Annotated in this window: 14 protein-coding genes; 8 read left to right on the top strand and 6 right to left on the bottom strand. The window is 42.2% G+C overall.

Going from position 1 to position 16,523, the window contains the following annotated elements; genetic code table 11:
* The first annotated feature begins 45 nt into the window (after positions 1-45).
* Positions 46-1,041, top strand: a complete 996-nt coding sequence (locus L2730_RS09895; RefSeq protein WP_248974449.1) for a permease — start codon at positions 46-48, stop codon at positions 1,039-1,041.
* A gap of 100 nt (positions 1,042-1,141) precedes the next feature.
* Here the strand turns inward: L2730_RS09895 and L2730_RS09900 are convergent, their stop codons facing one another.
* Complete coding sequence (locus L2730_RS09900; RefSeq protein ID WP_248974450.1) at positions 1,142-2,212, bottom strand: linear amide C-N hydrolase; 1,071 nt, start codon at positions 2,210-2,212, stop codon at positions 1,142-1,144.
* A gap of 153 nt (positions 2,213-2,365) precedes the next feature.
* On the opposite strand from L2730_RS09900, the gene L2730_RS09905 reads away from it, so the two are divergent.
* Positions 2,366-3,241, top strand: coding sequence for a LysR family transcriptional regulator (locus tag L2730_RS09905; protein WP_248974451.1), 876 nt, complete (start codon positions 2,366-2,368; stop codon positions 3,239-3,241).
* Positions 3,242-3,332: 91 nt separating this feature from the next.
* Here L2730_RS09905 and L2730_RS09910 read toward each other — a convergent pair whose 3' ends face one another.
* Complete coding sequence (locus L2730_RS09910) at positions 3,333-4,391, bottom strand: linear amide C-N hydrolase (RefSeq protein WP_248974452.1); 1,059 nt, start codon at positions 4,389-4,391, stop codon at positions 3,333-3,335.
* A 567-nt stretch (positions 4,392-4,958) separates the two neighbouring features.
* Positions 4,959-5,444: a MarR family winged helix-turn-helix transcriptional regulator gene (locus L2730_RS09915; protein ID WP_248974453.1), complete on the bottom strand. Its 486-nt coding sequence runs from the start codon at positions 5,442-5,444 to the stop codon at positions 4,959-4,961.
* A 152-nt stretch (positions 5,445-5,596) separates the two neighbouring features.
* Here L2730_RS09915 and L2730_RS09920 point away from each other — a divergent pair, with 152 nt between their 5' ends.
* On the top strand, positions 5,597-6,478 hold the full coding sequence (locus tag L2730_RS09920) for a DMT family transporter (protein ID WP_248974454.1): 882 nt from the start codon (positions 5,597-5,599) through the stop codon (positions 6,476-6,478).
* A gap of 108 nt (positions 6,479-6,586) precedes the next feature.
* Here L2730_RS09920 and L2730_RS09925 read toward each other — a convergent pair whose 3' ends face one another.
* Together L2730_RS09925 and L2730_RS09930 are read right to left on the bottom strand one after the other, a co-directional pair.
* Positions 6,587-7,084: a NifB/NifX family molybdenum-iron cluster-binding protein gene (locus L2730_RS09925; RefSeq protein WP_248974455.1), complete on the bottom strand. Its 498-nt coding sequence runs from the start codon at positions 7,082-7,084 to the stop codon at positions 6,587-6,589.
* Positions 7,081-7,383 (bottom strand): DUF134 domain-containing protein, encoded by a 303-nt coding sequence (locus L2730_RS09930; protein WP_220739563.1) that lies wholly within the window; start codon positions 7,381-7,383, stop codon positions 7,081-7,083. The genes L2730_RS09925 and L2730_RS09930 overlap by 4 nt, the downstream gene beginning before the upstream one ends.
* Before the next feature lie 384 nt (positions 7,384-7,767).
* Here L2730_RS09930 and L2730_RS09935 point away from each other — a divergent pair, with 384 nt between their 5' ends.
* The 4 genes from L2730_RS09935 to L2730_RS09950 all read left to right on the top strand — a co-directional run bounded on the left by L2730_RS09935 (position 7,768) and on the right by L2730_RS09950 (position 15,236).
* The gene (locus L2730_RS09935; RefSeq protein ID WP_248974456.1) at positions 7,768-8,442 is read left to right on the top strand and encodes a YoaK family protein; all 675 of its coding nucleotides are present in this window, start codon (positions 7,768-7,770) and stop codon (positions 8,440-8,442) included.
* A gap of 811 nt (positions 8,443-9,253) precedes the next feature.
* The gene (locus L2730_RS09940; RefSeq protein ID WP_248974457.1) at positions 9,254-10,918 is read left to right on the top strand and encodes an ammonia-forming cytochrome c nitrite reductase subunit c552; all 1,665 of its coding nucleotides are present in this window, start codon (positions 9,254-9,256) and stop codon (positions 10,916-10,918) included.
* A gap of 817 nt (positions 10,919-11,735) precedes the next feature.
* Positions 11,736-13,295: an ammonia-forming cytochrome c nitrite reductase subunit c552 gene (locus tag L2730_RS09945; RefSeq protein ID WP_248974458.1), complete on the top strand. Its 1,560-nt coding sequence runs from the start codon at positions 11,736-11,738 to the stop codon at positions 13,293-13,295.
* Between the two features lie 372 nt (positions 13,296-13,667).
* Positions 13,668-15,236: a mannan-binding lectin gene (locus tag L2730_RS09950; RefSeq protein WP_248974459.1), complete on the top strand. Its 1,569-nt coding sequence runs from the start codon at positions 13,668-13,670 to the stop codon at positions 15,234-15,236.
* A gap of 94 nt (positions 15,237-15,330) precedes the next feature.
* Here the strand turns inward: L2730_RS09950 and L2730_RS09955 are convergent, their stop codons facing one another.
* Complete coding sequence (locus L2730_RS09955) at positions 15,331-15,513, bottom strand: CCGSCS motif protein (protein WP_248974460.1); 183 nt, start codon at positions 15,511-15,513, stop codon at positions 15,331-15,333.
* A 306-nt stretch (positions 15,514-15,819) separates the two neighbouring features.
* Between L2730_RS09955 and L2730_RS09960 the strand changes: the two genes are divergently transcribed.
* Positions 15,820-16,431 (top strand): DUF2785 domain-containing protein, encoded by a 612-nt coding sequence (locus tag L2730_RS09960; protein ID WP_248974461.1) that lies wholly within the window; start codon positions 15,820-15,822, stop codon positions 16,429-16,431.
* Positions 16,432-16,523 lie beyond the last annotated feature (92 nt).

The following is a 16,523-nucleotide window of genomic DNA, read 5'->3' on the forward strand; positions in this document are numbered from 1 at the left end:
TGGGACTGAACATATAGCAATACCATTGATTTGTGAGGTGAGCCAATGCTGAGTTGGTTTTCGATATTGGCCGATTGGTTAATCTATGATTTAGCGGGGTTATCAAGCCAAACGCAGTTTGGACAAGCTGTTCATTTTTTTGTTGAAGATACCAGCAAGATTTTTGCGCTGCTGATTGTGATGATTTACGCCATCGGCTGGCTACGAGCATCATTGAATGTTGAGCGAGTAAGAGACTATTTATCTGGTAAGCCTAAATTTGTCGGTTATGGCTTAGGGGCAGGCTTTGGGGCAATTACTCCTTTTTGTTCCTGCTCTAGCATTCCGGTATTTTTAGGTTTCACCTCTGCAGGGATCCCTATCGGGATCACCATGGCATTCCTACTCACCTCACCATTAATCAATGAAGTCGCCATCCTATTACTGTTTAGTCTGTTGGGCTTAGAGATCACCTTACTGTACGTTGTAACAGGGATCAGCATCGGGATATTGGGCGGTGCCTTGCTCGATTTTCTCAAAGCTGAACGTTGGTTGCAGCCAGTTGCAGCCAAAGCATACGCCAGAGGCCAACAGCCAGCCAAGGCTGCTGGAGTTGCTATACCAACAACCCAAGCCGTGAGTACTTTGGGTTGGCAACAGCGGCATCAGTTTGCTAAATCTGAAACGATTGAGATTTTTGCTCGCGTGTGGAAATGGGTCATTATCGGCGTCGGTATTGGCGCCGCACTGCATGGTTTTGTACCGGCTGGTTGGCTAGAGGCTAACTTAGGCGAAGGGCAATGGTGGTCAGTTCCACTTGCTGTATTGATGGGGATCCCGCTTTATGCAAATGCTACAGGCGTTATTCCTGTTATGGAAAGTTTATTACTGCAAGGCGTGCCTTTAGGCACAACTCTGGCCTTTTGTATGAGTACTGTTGCAGCTAGCTTCCCTGAGTTTGTCATGCTTAAGCAAGTAATGAAGTGGCGCTTATTAGCAATTTTGTTTGTACTGTTACTAATATCATTCACCCTCATGGGTTGGATGCTAAACATGGTTTAGCGGCTCACAAGAATCAAGCTGTTGTTGTGCAACAACCAAGTAAAAACGCCCTCACTGATTAGTCAGTAAAGGGCGTTTTTTGCTTTCGCTTCAGTGCAGCTTACTTAGTACATGCGCTGAAGGTTAGCGTTGTTTTACCTTGTGACGCTTGCTCTACGGTATCGGCACACATGGTTTCGCTAAATGACAATGTGTCGTTAAAGTTATAGCCAATCTGCTCACGAGTGTCGTAATTGGTAAACAAGAAGTCACCGTTTTCATGGTTATAAACAAACTGAGTCCAAGATGCGTAAGTCTCGCCGTTAGTTGGGTCAACTAAGTCTTGAGGTACTAAGTTACCCGCGTTAAAGGTGCTGAGTAATTTTCCGCGAGTTTGTGCCCAGCTTTTCTTGTCAGCAAATTTGACATGTGAAGTATGAAATAGCCCACGTAAGTTACGGTCTAGCGAGCTGATTGACGTTGGAATGCTCTTAGCCGTAAGGTCACTTAAGTCCACCTTCTCAACATAGTCACGATGATCTTGCTGTAATGGTGAGTTTGCCATTACTCGTAGGTCTGATTTTTCATCACCACGATGCACAACCATTTTACCGCCTTCATTGAGTTGTAATAACGCGATATCGCCTGACTTATCGTGGATAGAGATGTGTAATCCATGCTGGTTACCATGTAAGCCATCTTTCCAAGCAATTTGCCATTCATTATTGTTGAAAGCAGTAACCGCTTGTTCAGTCGTGGCATAAGTTTCTGTAATGTAAGCAATCACATCAATGAAACTAACCGCTGGCGCACCTGTGTCTTGGTAGTCTTCGATGAAGGCTGCGCTATCAGCCATATAAAGCAATGATGCAGCAAGGCCCTGTGAGTTTATTGCGTCAGAAGTCACTCCGCCAAAAACATCGTATTCCATTTGTGCAACCGCATGATAATTAGTGGTCCACTGCATCGTATGCTTGTAGCTAGGTGTTTCAGTGCTGCGCTCAATCCCGACAGGGTTAACTTGAGTGGTATTACCCAGCTGTTGACCCCAGTCAAGTGAACGAACCGTTGACATACCATGAGGTGTATCTAAGGTAATACGAGAACAAGCATTGGCTGTTTGTGCCATGCCAACCATAGATACTGCTGCGATTGCTGCTAGTGCAAATTTGTTCAATTTGAAGTTTTTCATAATGTAGCCTCTTGATAGATAGTGGAAGTTTTGTAAGAGCCAGCTGCTCTTTGATGTATTCATTATCTATTAAAAATGCTAACCTCAAAGTAGCTAAGAGTAGGTAAACCCCCACCCTAATATAATTAATTTGTTACTGAAAGAGAGTTTTTGATGGCATTATCACTTGAGCAGTTACATGCATTTGTTGCTACGGTTGATTGCGGTGGCGTCGCCCAAGCAGCACGCCATATCGGCAAGCACGTATCAACATTGAGAGAGCAAGTTAATAACCTGGAGATTGATACTGGACTGACGCTATTTGTGCGTCACCCAAGATCATTGGAGGTCACAGAGCACGGTGAACAACTCTATAATTTTGCCAAATCGATGCTATCGGAAGCTAACCATTTTGATGCAAAAGTAGAGAGTTTATTGCAGGGGATCCCTGAAAATCTCACTATCGCTATTGATACCAGCTTAATTGACCCCGCGCTGGATCAAGTGATATCCACAGTATTAAAAACCTACCCTTACCTTAATTTGAAAGTATTAAACGGCGACACACTGCAAGTAAGAGGGTGGATTTTGTCTGGCAAAGCCGATATTGGCATCATGCTTTCGACTATCCATATGCCAGCAGAGATCACTCATGCCAATGCGTATAGCTTTGAAGTGGTGCGGATCGTCCCTGCCAGTTGGGATATAGCCAATCCTGCCCAGCAGATGGATCTGCGGGAAAAATTACAACTCAGTTACTCATTCTTGCAAGATATAGGTATGCGAGACGCCGATGTAATTGGCCATAGATACATGCTGTGCAATAGCGCAATCCAACTGTTGAATTTGGTCAAAGCCGGTGTAGGCTGGGCTCACCTGCCAAAATTTGTTTGTGAACAAGCGCTTGAACAAGGCGAGGTGGTGATTAATCAAGACAGAAATGAACCCTTTTCAAATTGGAATGCTGAGCTGGTTTGGCAAAAGGAAAAAGCGCTTAACCCTGCCATGCAGATGTTTATCGATGCTGTACAAACTTTACCTGGTCACTAGGGTCTGTTGACCTTTCGCGCTTAGTTAACATCACAAATAAATCAGCCCCCTTACGGAGGCTGATTAAGTCATAGAGTCATCGATAAAGACACTACTTACAAGTCGAGAATGATACTTTGCCTGTTGTTTTAGCTTGAGTGTAGATATCTGCACACATTGGCTCGGTGACTTTACCTAGGTCATTCATGTTTAGCGACACTTGGCTTGCATTACCTTCATTGTAGTAAGTAACGTCGCCGCTGTTAAGGTTATAAACGTAGGTTTCCCAAGTTGCGTATGACTCACCATTAGTTGGGTCGACTAAATCTTGTGGCACTTTATTGCCAAAGTCAAACATCGCTTTTAGCTTACCGCGCACATCTACCCACTCAGTATCTTTACTTTCAAACTGAGTATTAGCCGTGGCGTATAGACCACGTACATTACGGTCTGCAGAGCTGATTGAACCAGGTAATGTGGTTGAGTCATTCATGTCAAAATTCTTCATGTACTCACGGTGGTCTTGCTGCAGCGGCGCATTAGCCATAACACGCAGGTCGCCGTTAACATCGCCACGATGCATCACCATTTTTCCGCCTTCATTTAGCTGGAATAATGCAATGTCACCAGATTTGTCTTGGACTGAGAAATGGAACCCATGCTGGTGACCGCCGATACCGGTAATCCAAGCAGTTTGAAAGCTACCCGCTTCAAAAAACTCAACCACTTCCTCTACTGAGGCAAACTGTTCAACTAAAAATGGCACCACATCTGACATGTGTACTGCCGCACGGCCATCATCTTTCACATCTTTGATGAAGTCTTTTGATGGGTTCTGGTACAACAATGAGGCTGAAAGCCCTTGGCTGTTAATCGCTTCACCTGTCGTGCCATGGAATGTTTCTACCTCAGTAAATGAGATGGTTTGGTACTTCACTTTCCAGCTAGCTGGATTTTTATATTCAGGTACAGCTTTAGTCACTCGCTCAGTACCCACTGGATTGACTTGTGCAATAGACTGAAGCTCACTGCCGCCCCAATCGTATGAACGTACAACTGACATACCATGTGATGCAGTGTCAGTAATTAAACGTGAGCAAGCATTTGATGTGCCTACATAACCCATAGCTGTTGTTGCTACGATTGCTAACGCGATAATTGATTTTTTCATGATGAATCCTCTTTAGAGATAGTGAAAGTATGTTTGTTTTTGATGTATTCATTATCTACTAAAAAAATGATTCTAAAAGCGCCTGAGAGTAGGTAAAACCCCTCCTTAAATAAGTTCAAAAATGGTTTTAGTTCCTAAGAGCTGTTGACCTTTCACGGTTGTTCTTACCGCAGTTTATTGGCTATTTTGACAAGGCGGAAGCTATGTCGTTTAGTCATTCTTCACAAATAGCCAAGAAGCGCGGCCCTTCGGGTTCGTTTCAATGCTTTTATTCTTTTATTCTTTTATTCTTTTATGACTAGAATGCGTTACGAGCTTTTCGCTTAGCCAGCTAAGCTGGCTAAGCGAAAAGCTCAAGCCTTGTACTAAAATAATTATTTCTTACGGAAAATAATCGAACAAAAACCAAGCTCGAAAGATCAATAGCCTCTAACCAGCATGAAGCTTTTTGGCTTCCTATTTCTGCGCTGAATAAACTCATCAGGAACAACCAGCCTGTCATTCGCCTTGAATGAGCTCGCCAATAAACACTCTGGGCTGATCAACTTCTTATACTAATAAATATTATTACCCTTCAAAATTCGCTAACCAGGTTTTAAGCAGCTGATTCAGCTCGAGCTTGTCTGTGTCTGAAAGCTGCTGCACTAGCTTATGCTGCACACGTACATGCTCTTCTATTGCAGTATCTATAATGGCAAAACCTTTATCGGTTAGCCCTACAGACACACTGCGGCGATCTTCAGTGCTATGCACCCGCTCAATTAAGTCTTTAGCCTGCAACTTATCGAGTCGATTTGTCATCGCGCCAGAGGTCAGCATCATCGAAGATAACAGCGCTGATGGTGTGAGATTAAAAGGCTTACCTGAGCGCCTAAGTGTTGCCAACACGTCAAACTCTCCAAACGTTAAGCCGTATTGTTTATGGCAGGCAGCAATTTCCACTTCAAGGTGTTTTTGCAAACGCATCATCCGACCAAAAATTTCCATCGGCTGCGTATCGAGTTGTGGCTTCTCTTTGTTCCACTGCGCGGCAACTTTATCTATATCATCCATTTCACATTCTATCTCAGCTAGTTAAAGGAACTAACGCTCAGTTAATTAATCTTGATATAAAGATACTTGATAAAAAGATACTTTACAAAAATAAGATTCAGGTTCAAACTAAAACTATCTTCACGTAAAGATACTTAGCAGTAAGGTAGTTTATGAATATTTTTCTCGCCATGATCCCAGCTTTTTTCTGGGGTACCACCTATGCCATGACCCAGTTTACGCTGCCAGACTGGCCGCCATTATTGTTAGGTGCTATCCGAGCACTACCTGCAGGTTTATTACTGTTAGCCCTTAAACCCAGTTTGCCCAGCAAAACAGACTGGCCAGTACTGATTAAGCTGGGGGCGATTAATATTGCGCTGTTCTTTAGTCTTATTTTTATTATGGCGTTAACCCTGCCCTCTGCTATCTCTGGGGTTGGCATGGTTTCGGTGCCAGTATTTGCCATGCTGTTTCATTGGCTCGTGAGTAAAAAGCGACCAAGCACTGTGCAGGCAGGATTTGGTGCAATATTGGTAATATTGGCTTGGATGCTGTTTGACCCGAGTGCTATCAGCTTAAATCCGATTGGGTTATTGGCAATGCTTGCCGCTATTAGCTGCATTATCGTAGGTAGCACCATAACAAAAGCCCTCGGCACCCGAATTCACTGGTGGACGGTACTCACTTGGCAATTAATTGTCGGTGGCGTACTGCTGTCTATTGCTGCCGCTATTCACTCGCTATTTTCACCAGAGCAATACTTTGCAGCAATACAGGGCTTTAGTATGGAAAATGCGTTTGGCCTAGGCTGGATAATCATGCTTAATACCGTACTTGGCTATATCATGTATGTCTGGTTGCTGCAGCGCATGACGGTGGTTGATTTCACCTTTGGGGGAATAGCGAACCCCGTCGCGGGCATTGTCAGTGGGATGGTATTGTTAGGAGAGTCATTTACGCCTCATCAATACCTGCTTATGGCCAGTATGATCTTGGCCTCTATTGCACCGACACTGATTCAAATCATCCGTAAAAAATTAGCAAATCATTAATTCTCTGCGTGCAATTGAAATAGGTTCGAATCACTGAATCGGCATAACGGCAGTGGTCTAGGAACACCACTGCCAGTTTAACTCTTTAAACTTGCTGTCGAAGCAGCACTAATTTATAACTCTAAACCCTGCATAATTAAGCTTGTCAGCAGCAGTATTTTGCTTATTGTCTGGACTCAAGATCGTTGTTTTTGCATCTGCACCACCGCAGCTACATCCACCCGTTTCTCCGCCACAACAACCACCTTTTTTAAGGTGATTGAGCGAACTCCGCCCTTCAGAAGCATCTAGCAATCGATAAGTTGTATCAGTGCTTTGAACTAACAGCTGTTCGATACTTAAAGCGCTATCACCTTTGCTGACACTAATGCCTACAGCGAGTAACTTGCCCAGCATACGCTCACCAATATGTTGCACCATGACAACATCTGTCTTTTGCTGTTTAATTAGATCTAACATCGCCTTTTTAGCACTGCAGCCGCCTGCTAGTGCTGGATTGTCGAAACTGGTCACTAAGTGGTGGTACTCGTTATAAAAACCGATCCGTGGCGCCTTAGTGAAGTGACCCGCTAATCGACCGCGGCTCATTGGCATTGCAATAATCATAGAACTTCCCTTTTGGTATCTGTTGATTGTGGCAACACTAACCCATGACCCTGAGTAATCGCCGTCGCCACCTTTTTACGTGCGCTTGCCAGCAAATAGCCAAATGTTTGTCGAGATATCCCCATAGAAGCAGCAGCATCGAGTTGACTCATTTTTTGCACATCGCCTAAATTCAGAGCTTCAAACTCATCAGCATCAATATGGATTTTTTCCAACTCAACAGACGGAACACCATTAGGCTTAAATAGACTATAGGGAGCGCTACAGGATAGCTTTCTACATTTCTTGGGTCTGGACATCGATCAGCCTAATTTGCCAATGGTAAGATATCAGCCAATATTAAATGGCCATTGCGAGTTATTGGCCTACGCCAATTACTATGGATAATATGGTAACTGGGTAGCATTAAACTGTGGACTAGTTCACGCAGTTCAATATTCGAGATCACTGAATTGAGTTAATGCTTTAAGCATAAAGCCTCGGTATTCCCCTAGTGCTATTACAGCGCCCAGTTTTGCGAGCAACAATACAGTTTGCTCTCTGGATCGGCGGCAAAATAGAGTGGTAAAACAACCAACCTCTCTAACGCTGAACCTTAAGCAATACTCTGCGATAAGCCCTTGCAACACCGGCACAGCAAACATCGACAATGACAGCCAAATTTGGCTAACTCTGGAGTGTACGTGATATCAAAATTGCCCAAATGGGTTGAATATGGCGCCTTTGTGCTAGCGTTGATTGCTGGCTGCGTCAATGCCATTGGTTTATTGGGTTTCGAGCACCAGTCTGTATCGCACCTGTCAGGTACTGCGACTTTAGTGGGCACTCAATTACTCAGTTCTTCCCCCAATGCCCTGCTTCACTTACTTGGGATACTTATCAGCTTTATCATCGGCGCGACATTATCCGGTGCATTGCTATCTGGCAGTTCAGTAAAACTTGGGCGTCACTATGACACCTTACTCGTTGTTGAAGGTTTACTATTAATCGGTGCTATCTACTTTCTGCAAGCAGGCAGCTTTGTGGGGCATTACATGGCATCTGCAGCTTGTGGACTGCAAAATGCGCTAGCAACAACATACAGTGGTGCCATTGTCAGAACCACTCATGTCACCGGGATCTTTACAGATCTTGGGATTATGCTCGGAAGCTGGCTTAAAGGAGAAGGATTCGACAGGCGTAAAGCGGTACTGTTTCTGCTCATTATTACAGGCTTCATTTGTGGCGGAGCTCTAGGCGCCTTGTTATTTCAGCAGTTTCAGTTTTACGCTTTGATCGTTCCAGCCTGGATCTGCTTAACCTTAGCTATCAGTTATCGCTTATATAAACGTAAAACAGCACCTATGGCATCACAGTAATGCCGTAAAGCGACATCAATAGCTGCCGATGTGAGCTTTTCAATGACAAACCAGGCTAAAGTAGTCGCCTTGCTATTATTAAATTTAAATGCATTCTGTAGAAAGCAAGGTTTACTTAAATTAATTCTACTTTAATATAATGTTTATTAGCACTGACAGTAATTTTATTTAAAATAGTACTCATAGCAAAACAAAATGGTTACCACAACAGCTAAAAGTAAAAAACAAAATATTTGTTATTATTCCTCAAGATTATCTTTATCAAGATATATAAAACAAAAAATAAAACCAACCTTAAAAATTAAAACTAATACTGATAGGCATTTAACTAATAAACCTCATTTACAATCTAAACTAATCACGCTACAAAACCAAAAGCAGTTACAGTTTATTAACATGCCGACAGGTAAACACATATGCAACAAATAATGCATACCTCTAAATTAGAACAAAGGCTTACATAGAAAACCCTGATAAACACTGGCTTACAGACTACCTACTAAGGTGTACCCCTTTGTAGGTATTTGTTAGATTTATCTTATTTTGTTTACAACTAAGTTTTGTGAATTTATTGATCACTCTCACGTTATCGTTAATAAAATGTATGGCAAACCCACCCCTCATGTTAATTATCTAGCGGCAAATTAATATTGTTTAATAAAGTTAAACCAAGAAAGTTAAATTTGAATCGAAATAAATATAACACGAAACAAAAACAACATTTTTATTAGGTTAACAATATAAAGCTATATTAGATAATAAGTAAACAAGCAAATAATAAATAACAAATAGATTATTTAGAGGAGTTGTGATGAGACTACAAAAGCTTGCAATCGCCGTAGCGGTAATGACCGCATTATCAGCCTGTAGCGATGATGATGATAAAACTAAAACCTGTCCTGATGGAACAGAGCTAGATCCTGACACAAATGTCTGTGTCGTTATACCGCCAGTTGAGCCACCAGTAGAACCACCTGTTGAGCCACCGGTAGAAACTGATTTCTACAACAGCGACAACTGGAAAGAAACTTTCCCTGATCAATACACCACTTGGGCACAAACAGAAGAGAGCAACCCAGAGTCAGGTGTACCGACAGATTTGTTAGCAGCTAACCCTAATCTCGTCAGTGCTTGGGCTGGCTACGGATTCGCCAAAGACTACAATCGTGCTCGTGGTCATCACTTCGCATTAACAGACATTATTAAAACATTACGCACCGGTGCACCACTGATCGGACACGACGGTGAAATCGTCGGTGAAGCGATGAAAGCAAGTTGTTGGTCTTGTAAATCTCCTGATGTCGGGCGTATGTTTGAAGAGGTCGGTGAAGGCAAGTTTGCGGATAATGGTTGGTCGGTGTGGGGCGAAGAGATGCCAAACACAATCGGCTGTGCAGATTGTCATGAGCTAGGTGAAAACACGCTACGACTAAGCCGCGCATATACCACTCGTGCGATGGACGTGATTGATAAAACATTTACAGCGCAAGAGCACGTTGATCAAGCCGGGCAAACTTGTGCTCAGTGTCATGTTGAATACTACTTCGATGGCAACGACTCTAAAAAAGTACGCTACCCTTGGGATCATTGGGTACCAGGTGTAGATACCGATTACGCCAGTGTTGTTGACTACAAAGGTACTGACAACCTGTATAAAGGTTTTGCCGCTGAAGCACAGCTGGCTTTCTACGATGAAAAGAATTTTAAAGATTGGACTAACGCTATCTCTGGTGCACCGTCGTTAAAAGCGCAGCACCCAGAGTATGAGAACATGATGGATCGCACCGATCACATGATGTCTAGTCATTTAGAGTTCAGCTGTAATACTTGTCACATGCCGAAATCAACCAACTCTGACGGACAAGAGTACTCAAATCACAAAGTTGCATTTGATGCTAATAAGCTACCAGCTACCTGTACAGGCTGTCATGATGCCGATGCATTTGAGTCTAAGTTTGAGAAACGCAAAGCTAGTATCAATGCACTTCGTTTTGATGCTACAGGCACAGACCCTCGTCTTACTGAAGTACATTTCAAAGCACAAGCTATTTGGGCTGCTAATGGTATTGAGGGCTTAGAAGCTGGTAAGACTATTGGCGAAGCAAAAGCCGCTTATGAAGGTGCGCTAACAGCAGACAACGAACTTGCTACTGAAATGAATAGCCTGCTCGGTAAAGTACGTAATGCGCAGTGGTTCTGGGATAGCGCTACCGCATCTCATGGTATCTATGCTCATAACCCTGCAGAAGCCATTCGCTTGCTAACCAAGTCTAACACCATCTTAGATGCAGCAATCATCGAAGCAAATGCACTACTTGCTAAGTACGATGCTGACTATGTCTACGATGCAACTAAATACGACAGCAAAGCTAAAGTACAACCGCTTGCAGGTCTTGATCTAGACGCTATGAAGACTTCAAAAGAAGAGTTCATCAAAGAGCGTGTAGAAAAAGATTGGCCTGCTGAGCTACGTTAATTGCAAATGTAGTTAGCTAAAGGTACATCTCCAACCTAAATGCCAGTCACCTCACCGACTGGCATTTTTTTGCCTGTTTAGCACTACAATTCATTGCTCTATAGTTATAGCTGTTATAGCTGCTACAGCTCTAGAGCAAAAGAGTTTATGCTCCTCAGCATAATAATCTGACCATTCACCATATCAACTCCTGCATATGGCCTGCAATCTCAACTACAAACGAACCTAAATTAAGCAAGGTTAAATTACACCCAGGTAAATTAGCATTTAGAGATTCGTTATTTCAACATAAAAAACAACTAATCTAACCTTAGAAGATAACAACGAACTAGAAAAACAATAAATCCAAACTAACACAACTTGAAATTTAATATAAAAGACCAAACATTAATGTAGAATTAAGTTATAATTAATAAGTTAAACTCTGAAAAATAAAAATTAATGAAAGCTTTAAAAAAGAAAATTAAATACAAGTACATCAATAAAAACCAATCATAAACCCTCACATCAAACACTAAAAGATAGGCGATACAACCCATTAAAAACAGCAACTTAAAAGCATACCGTCATCTACCAATTTAAAATAACCAAAACTAATCCACTCTAAAAACCACAATACCCCTTAATAGGTATTATTAAGTAACCCTAAATATAAAAGAGTAGTTACGTCGTAACTTAAATAAGGGCAACATCACACTACCTGCTAAAATAAATTCACCAGTTAATTTAAAATGGTAATAATCACTTCGTTCTCAACCATCAATAATTAATTTCAAGTAAACAACTATTACTTTATTGATTGCATTTAGGAGTGATGATGAAAATTAATAAACTGTCCATAGCGATAATGCTATCTACTCTATTCACAGGTTCAGCTTTTGCCAATGATAAAGACGTAGATCTATACAACAGCGATAACTGGCAACAAGCATTTCCAGAGCAATACAAGACTTGGGCTCAAACCGAGCAAACCAACCCAGAGTCCGGTAACCCTGTTGATCTATTGGCCGCAAACCCAAACTTGGTCACGGCATGGGCTGGTTACGGTTTTGCTAAAGACTATAACCGAGCACGTGGTCACCACTATGCAATGACAGACATCGTCGAAACACTTCGTACTGGTCATCCTGTTGTTGGCCATGACGGCAACGTTGTTGGCGAAGCCATGGCTGCAAGTTGTTGGTCTTGTAAAACTCCAGATGTCGCTCGCATGTACGACAAAGTTGGAGAAGATAACTTCTCAAATAACAACTGGTCGACGTGGGGCCATGAGATGTCTAACACTATAGGTTGTGCAGATTGCCATCAGTTAGGCAGTGCAGAAATTCGAATGAGCCGCCCATATGCTGAGCGAGCTATGCAAGCCATAGGCAAAGATTTCTCAGAGCAAACAGCAACTATGCAGGCGAGCCAAACTTGTGCTCAGTGCCATGTAGAGTATTACTTTGATGGTAAGGACAATAAAAAAGTCCGTTACCCTTGGGATCATTGGGTACCTGGTGTTAAAACCGACTACAAAGAAGTCGTTAACTATAAAGGCTCTGGCGGCCTATATGAAGGTTTTGCAGCAGAAGCGCAACTCGCTTACTTTGACCAAATAGGCTTCAAAGACTGGACCAACGCTATTTCAGGCGTGCCATCAATAAAAGCACAACATCCAGAGTTTGAAAACATGATGGATAGAACTGATCATGCGATGTCTAGCCATATGGAGTTTGGTTGCACCACATGTCATATGCCTAAAGCGGAAAATAGCAAAGGTGTTGAATACTCTAATCACAAAGTCACTTTTAATGCTAACAAGCTACCTGAAAGCTGTGTAGGTTGTCATGACGGCAGCGACTTTAAAGAGATCTTCGACGAACGTAAAGCTGAGATCAATAAACTGCGTTTTGAAGCTGATGGTACAGACCCACGCTTAACCGAAGCACACTTTAAAGCTCAGGCTATTTGGGCTGCTAACGGTATCAAAGGGCTAGAAGCAGATCAAAGCATTGCTCAAGCCAAAGGTAACTACGAAGCAGCATTAAAAGCCAATACGCCTCTAGCCAAAGAGATGAATAGTCTTTTAACTAAGGTTAGACATGCACAGTGGTTCTGGGACAGCGCAACAGCCTCTCACGGTATCCATGCTCACAACCCAGCAGAAGCGATTCGTTTACTTGAGAAATCTAATGCGATATTAGATGAAGCACTTAATGAAGCAAATGCACTGTTAACAAAGTACGCACCAAAGTATAAGTACGATGCAACGAAGTACGATACTAAAGCAAAAGTACAACCGCTTGCCGGACTTAATCTAGAAGCTATGCAAAAGGCTAAAGAAGAGTTCATTGAAAAGCGCGTTGAAAAAGAGTGGCCTGTTGAACTACGTTAATTGCGAACCTAGTTAGGCAAAATACATCTCCAACCCAAAAATGCCAGTCACCTCACCGACTGGCATTTTTTTATGCTAAACATCAATGATTAACTTGGCTGAATACTGTTTAATCCGCTCTATTGACTGAATTAAAACCAAAGACGTAAGACTAAAGAACTCATATTTTTCTTATCCCGACGAACAGAAGCATTTCCACAGAAAACAAAACAAAAACAATAATAAACAGCAACTTAAAGCGATATTTCATTTTCAGAATAATTCCAGAAGGTTACCCACTAGTCGGTTCGCTATAGTCGAAACTCTTACTAGGAATCACTTCTTACAACAAAGTTCTAGTGAAAAATATTAATTAAAGTAAAGGAATATCTTATGAACGCATCACTAAGGAAAGTCAGCACACTATTCAGTGCGCTAATTCTGGCGAGTGCCAGTAGCAGTTTTGTCCAATCAGCGCCTGTTTCAGAGCCTAACATAGCCACAATTGCAAAATTAGGCGCCACAGGAGGCACTACGAGTACTGCTAACTGCAGCGCCGAATCAAGTTGGTTTACCTCACCATCAATGCCTAGTGAAGTCAAAACCAGTGATGGTCCAGGCGACAGTTCGTTCTGTGACTTTTACCAGTTCTCTTGGCAAACATTTGCCTACTTGATGGCTGAATCAAAAAACGACCCATCAGTTATCAACTTTCAAGACAATACTCAATTCAACCAATTAGAACTGAATTTGGATGGTAGCCCAGCGAATTCCTGTGATGACAAGCATGACTCACAAGTACTGTTTATTCGCACCGCCAAACATGAAGAGAATGGCACAGATATCGTCATACCAGAGATGATAGGACAGGCTGGTGGCGGCGCCACTATCTATGATCAAAATGGTAATGTGGTCTATTACGATGTTCGCTTTAGTAAGAACATGTGTAATGTAAAAGCGATCCAACAGCTACAGAATTTCCCTGCTGGCACCACCGAAATGAAAACCGCATGGAAGGTTCTAGGAGAAAATGATGATCCTAATGATTTCATCACCATGGATGCTAATATTACTCCAGTAGTATCAGATCAGAGTAATACCAAAAAAACGAAACTTGGTATGATTGGTTTTCATGTTGCGGTTGCCACTCAGGCACATCCTGAGTTTGTCTGGGCTACATTTGAGCATAAAGTGAATTCACCGGATTGTACGTTACCGCAGGAAACCACGGGGTGGTCTTTTGCGAGCCAAGAATGTAGCGCTGGGCTAAAAAACAACCAAGCTGGCTGCGAATTTAATAACCCTACAAAGCAATCTAAGGTAACAGGAAAACCAACACAAATTTGCCGAATGTACCCCTATGGTTCTTCGGAAGGCGATCTTAAATTCCAAGACAATGTAGATTCAATTAAATCACTTAACGCCAACGTTCAGCCCTATTTAAACGGCAATTTTGAAGTATTGAAAAACTACTTTAATGTTGGTGCTCTGTGGGTCAGCGATATCAATAAAGGCTCTTACACTACCCCAACTAACGGCCAAGCAGTAACTCAAATTAGTAATCAGCGTGGCTCTTTAAGGCTTGCAAACACTGTAGCTGAAACTGAGTATCAAGAGGTCAACACAGCAGCGATTAACCTTAATGGTAAATCATCACCTTCGGCTGGCTTTGTCTCTAACTGCTTTGGCTGTCATAACTACGAAGGCTTAGACAGCAATATCAGCAACACAACGTCAAATAGCTTGAGTCATATTTTCGATGATATTGCGGTCGGTTCTAAGCAATGCTTGGATGTACAAGCTGCTAATATCATCAACAGTAATACTCAAGCTAAAGCGGACTGCCCGACCACCTGTAGTAACTCTTCCAGTAAACTTAAGTGGAATGGTCAATGGACCAATCAAAATGCTAGCACTGGTGCACAACTAGCGAAATCTGTTTGTGGTTGCTGCGCTAACTAAAAAGCAAAGCTAACAACTTACACAATGAGTTTTCGGCTATTAAAAAGGCTCGCTTAGCGAGCCTTTTTAGATAAGAAACGGTAACGACCCAATCTTAGTTAGAGCATGATCCGCAACATACGCCACTGTCGCCATGTTTAGGTTTGGCATTTTCAGCTTTGACTGCAGCATTAGCCGCTTCCGCTTTTTCAGCTTTCTCGGCAGCCTTAGGTGTTAGCACTGCAGCTTGCTCCTCAGATTTGTTTAAACCAAATATTTTCTTAAATGATACTGACATATAAACTCCAAAACTCGTTAAGCTGCATTTTTTACGCATATTATAATTCCTGAGCAAATTAGTCAACTATTGACGCCCCACCTCTTTTCTTCTCAACTGTAGCTGTTAGCGAGCAAACTGACCTCGTTTGAGCAATTGTTCTCTTTACACCACAGTGAAGCCTATTCGACATTTGCACTTAAGCTCGCTATGTTGCCAATGCTATTAATGATTTTCTAGATAAGATAGGGAAAGCTACTGCATGAAATTAAATGGAATTTATTGCTTATTACTGTGCTCAATAGCATTTAGTAGTTGGGCGTCTAAATGCGACAAGCATTTTACTATGCAGCAGCTTCATCAACTCAAAGAGAACGAGTTTGTAGTGGAAGATTCAACGAAAAGACAAGCTACGGCCAAGAACTACTTAATTGCATCGATCATAGTGCCCCTGAGATCCGCGATGGCATTGTATTCGACGGGCTCAGCTTTTGGCTTAGAAATGAGATGTTGACGACCACAACCACCCAAACATTATTTACCGCTTTGAACCAAATACTATCTACTACAAATAAAGACCCAAATAATTTTGCTCAACCATTTGCAGCTTTAATTCTGGCGGAGGTGATAAGGGTTGATCGAATAAGCCCTTACCTAACAGATATACAGCGCCAAGATGTGGTTAACACAGGCACTCATTATATGATCTCCATTGATGATTACCGTGGATTTGATGACACCGTTGGTTGGCGACATGCTGTGGCACATAGCGCCGATCTATTGCTACAATTGACATTAAATAAACAGATAACGGCTTCACTGTTGCAGCAGCTACTCGCTGCAATATCGACGCAAGTTGTCGCTAAACATGGACATTTTTATCATTATGGAGAGCCGAAAAAGACTGGCGAAGCGTGTACAGCAGTAATCTTGGTTTAGCTAAGCTGCACAATAGTCGTAACTTTCTGCACAACCTGCTTATTATCAGTGGTAAGAGTGATAATCCTCAACTACAAAAACTTCATTCACTC

The sequence above is a fragment of the Shewanella kaireitica genome (genome assembly GCF_023284045.1).
Classification (GTDB): Bacteria; Pseudomonadota; Gammaproteobacteria; order Enterobacterales; family Shewanellaceae; genus Shewanella; species Shewanella kaireitica.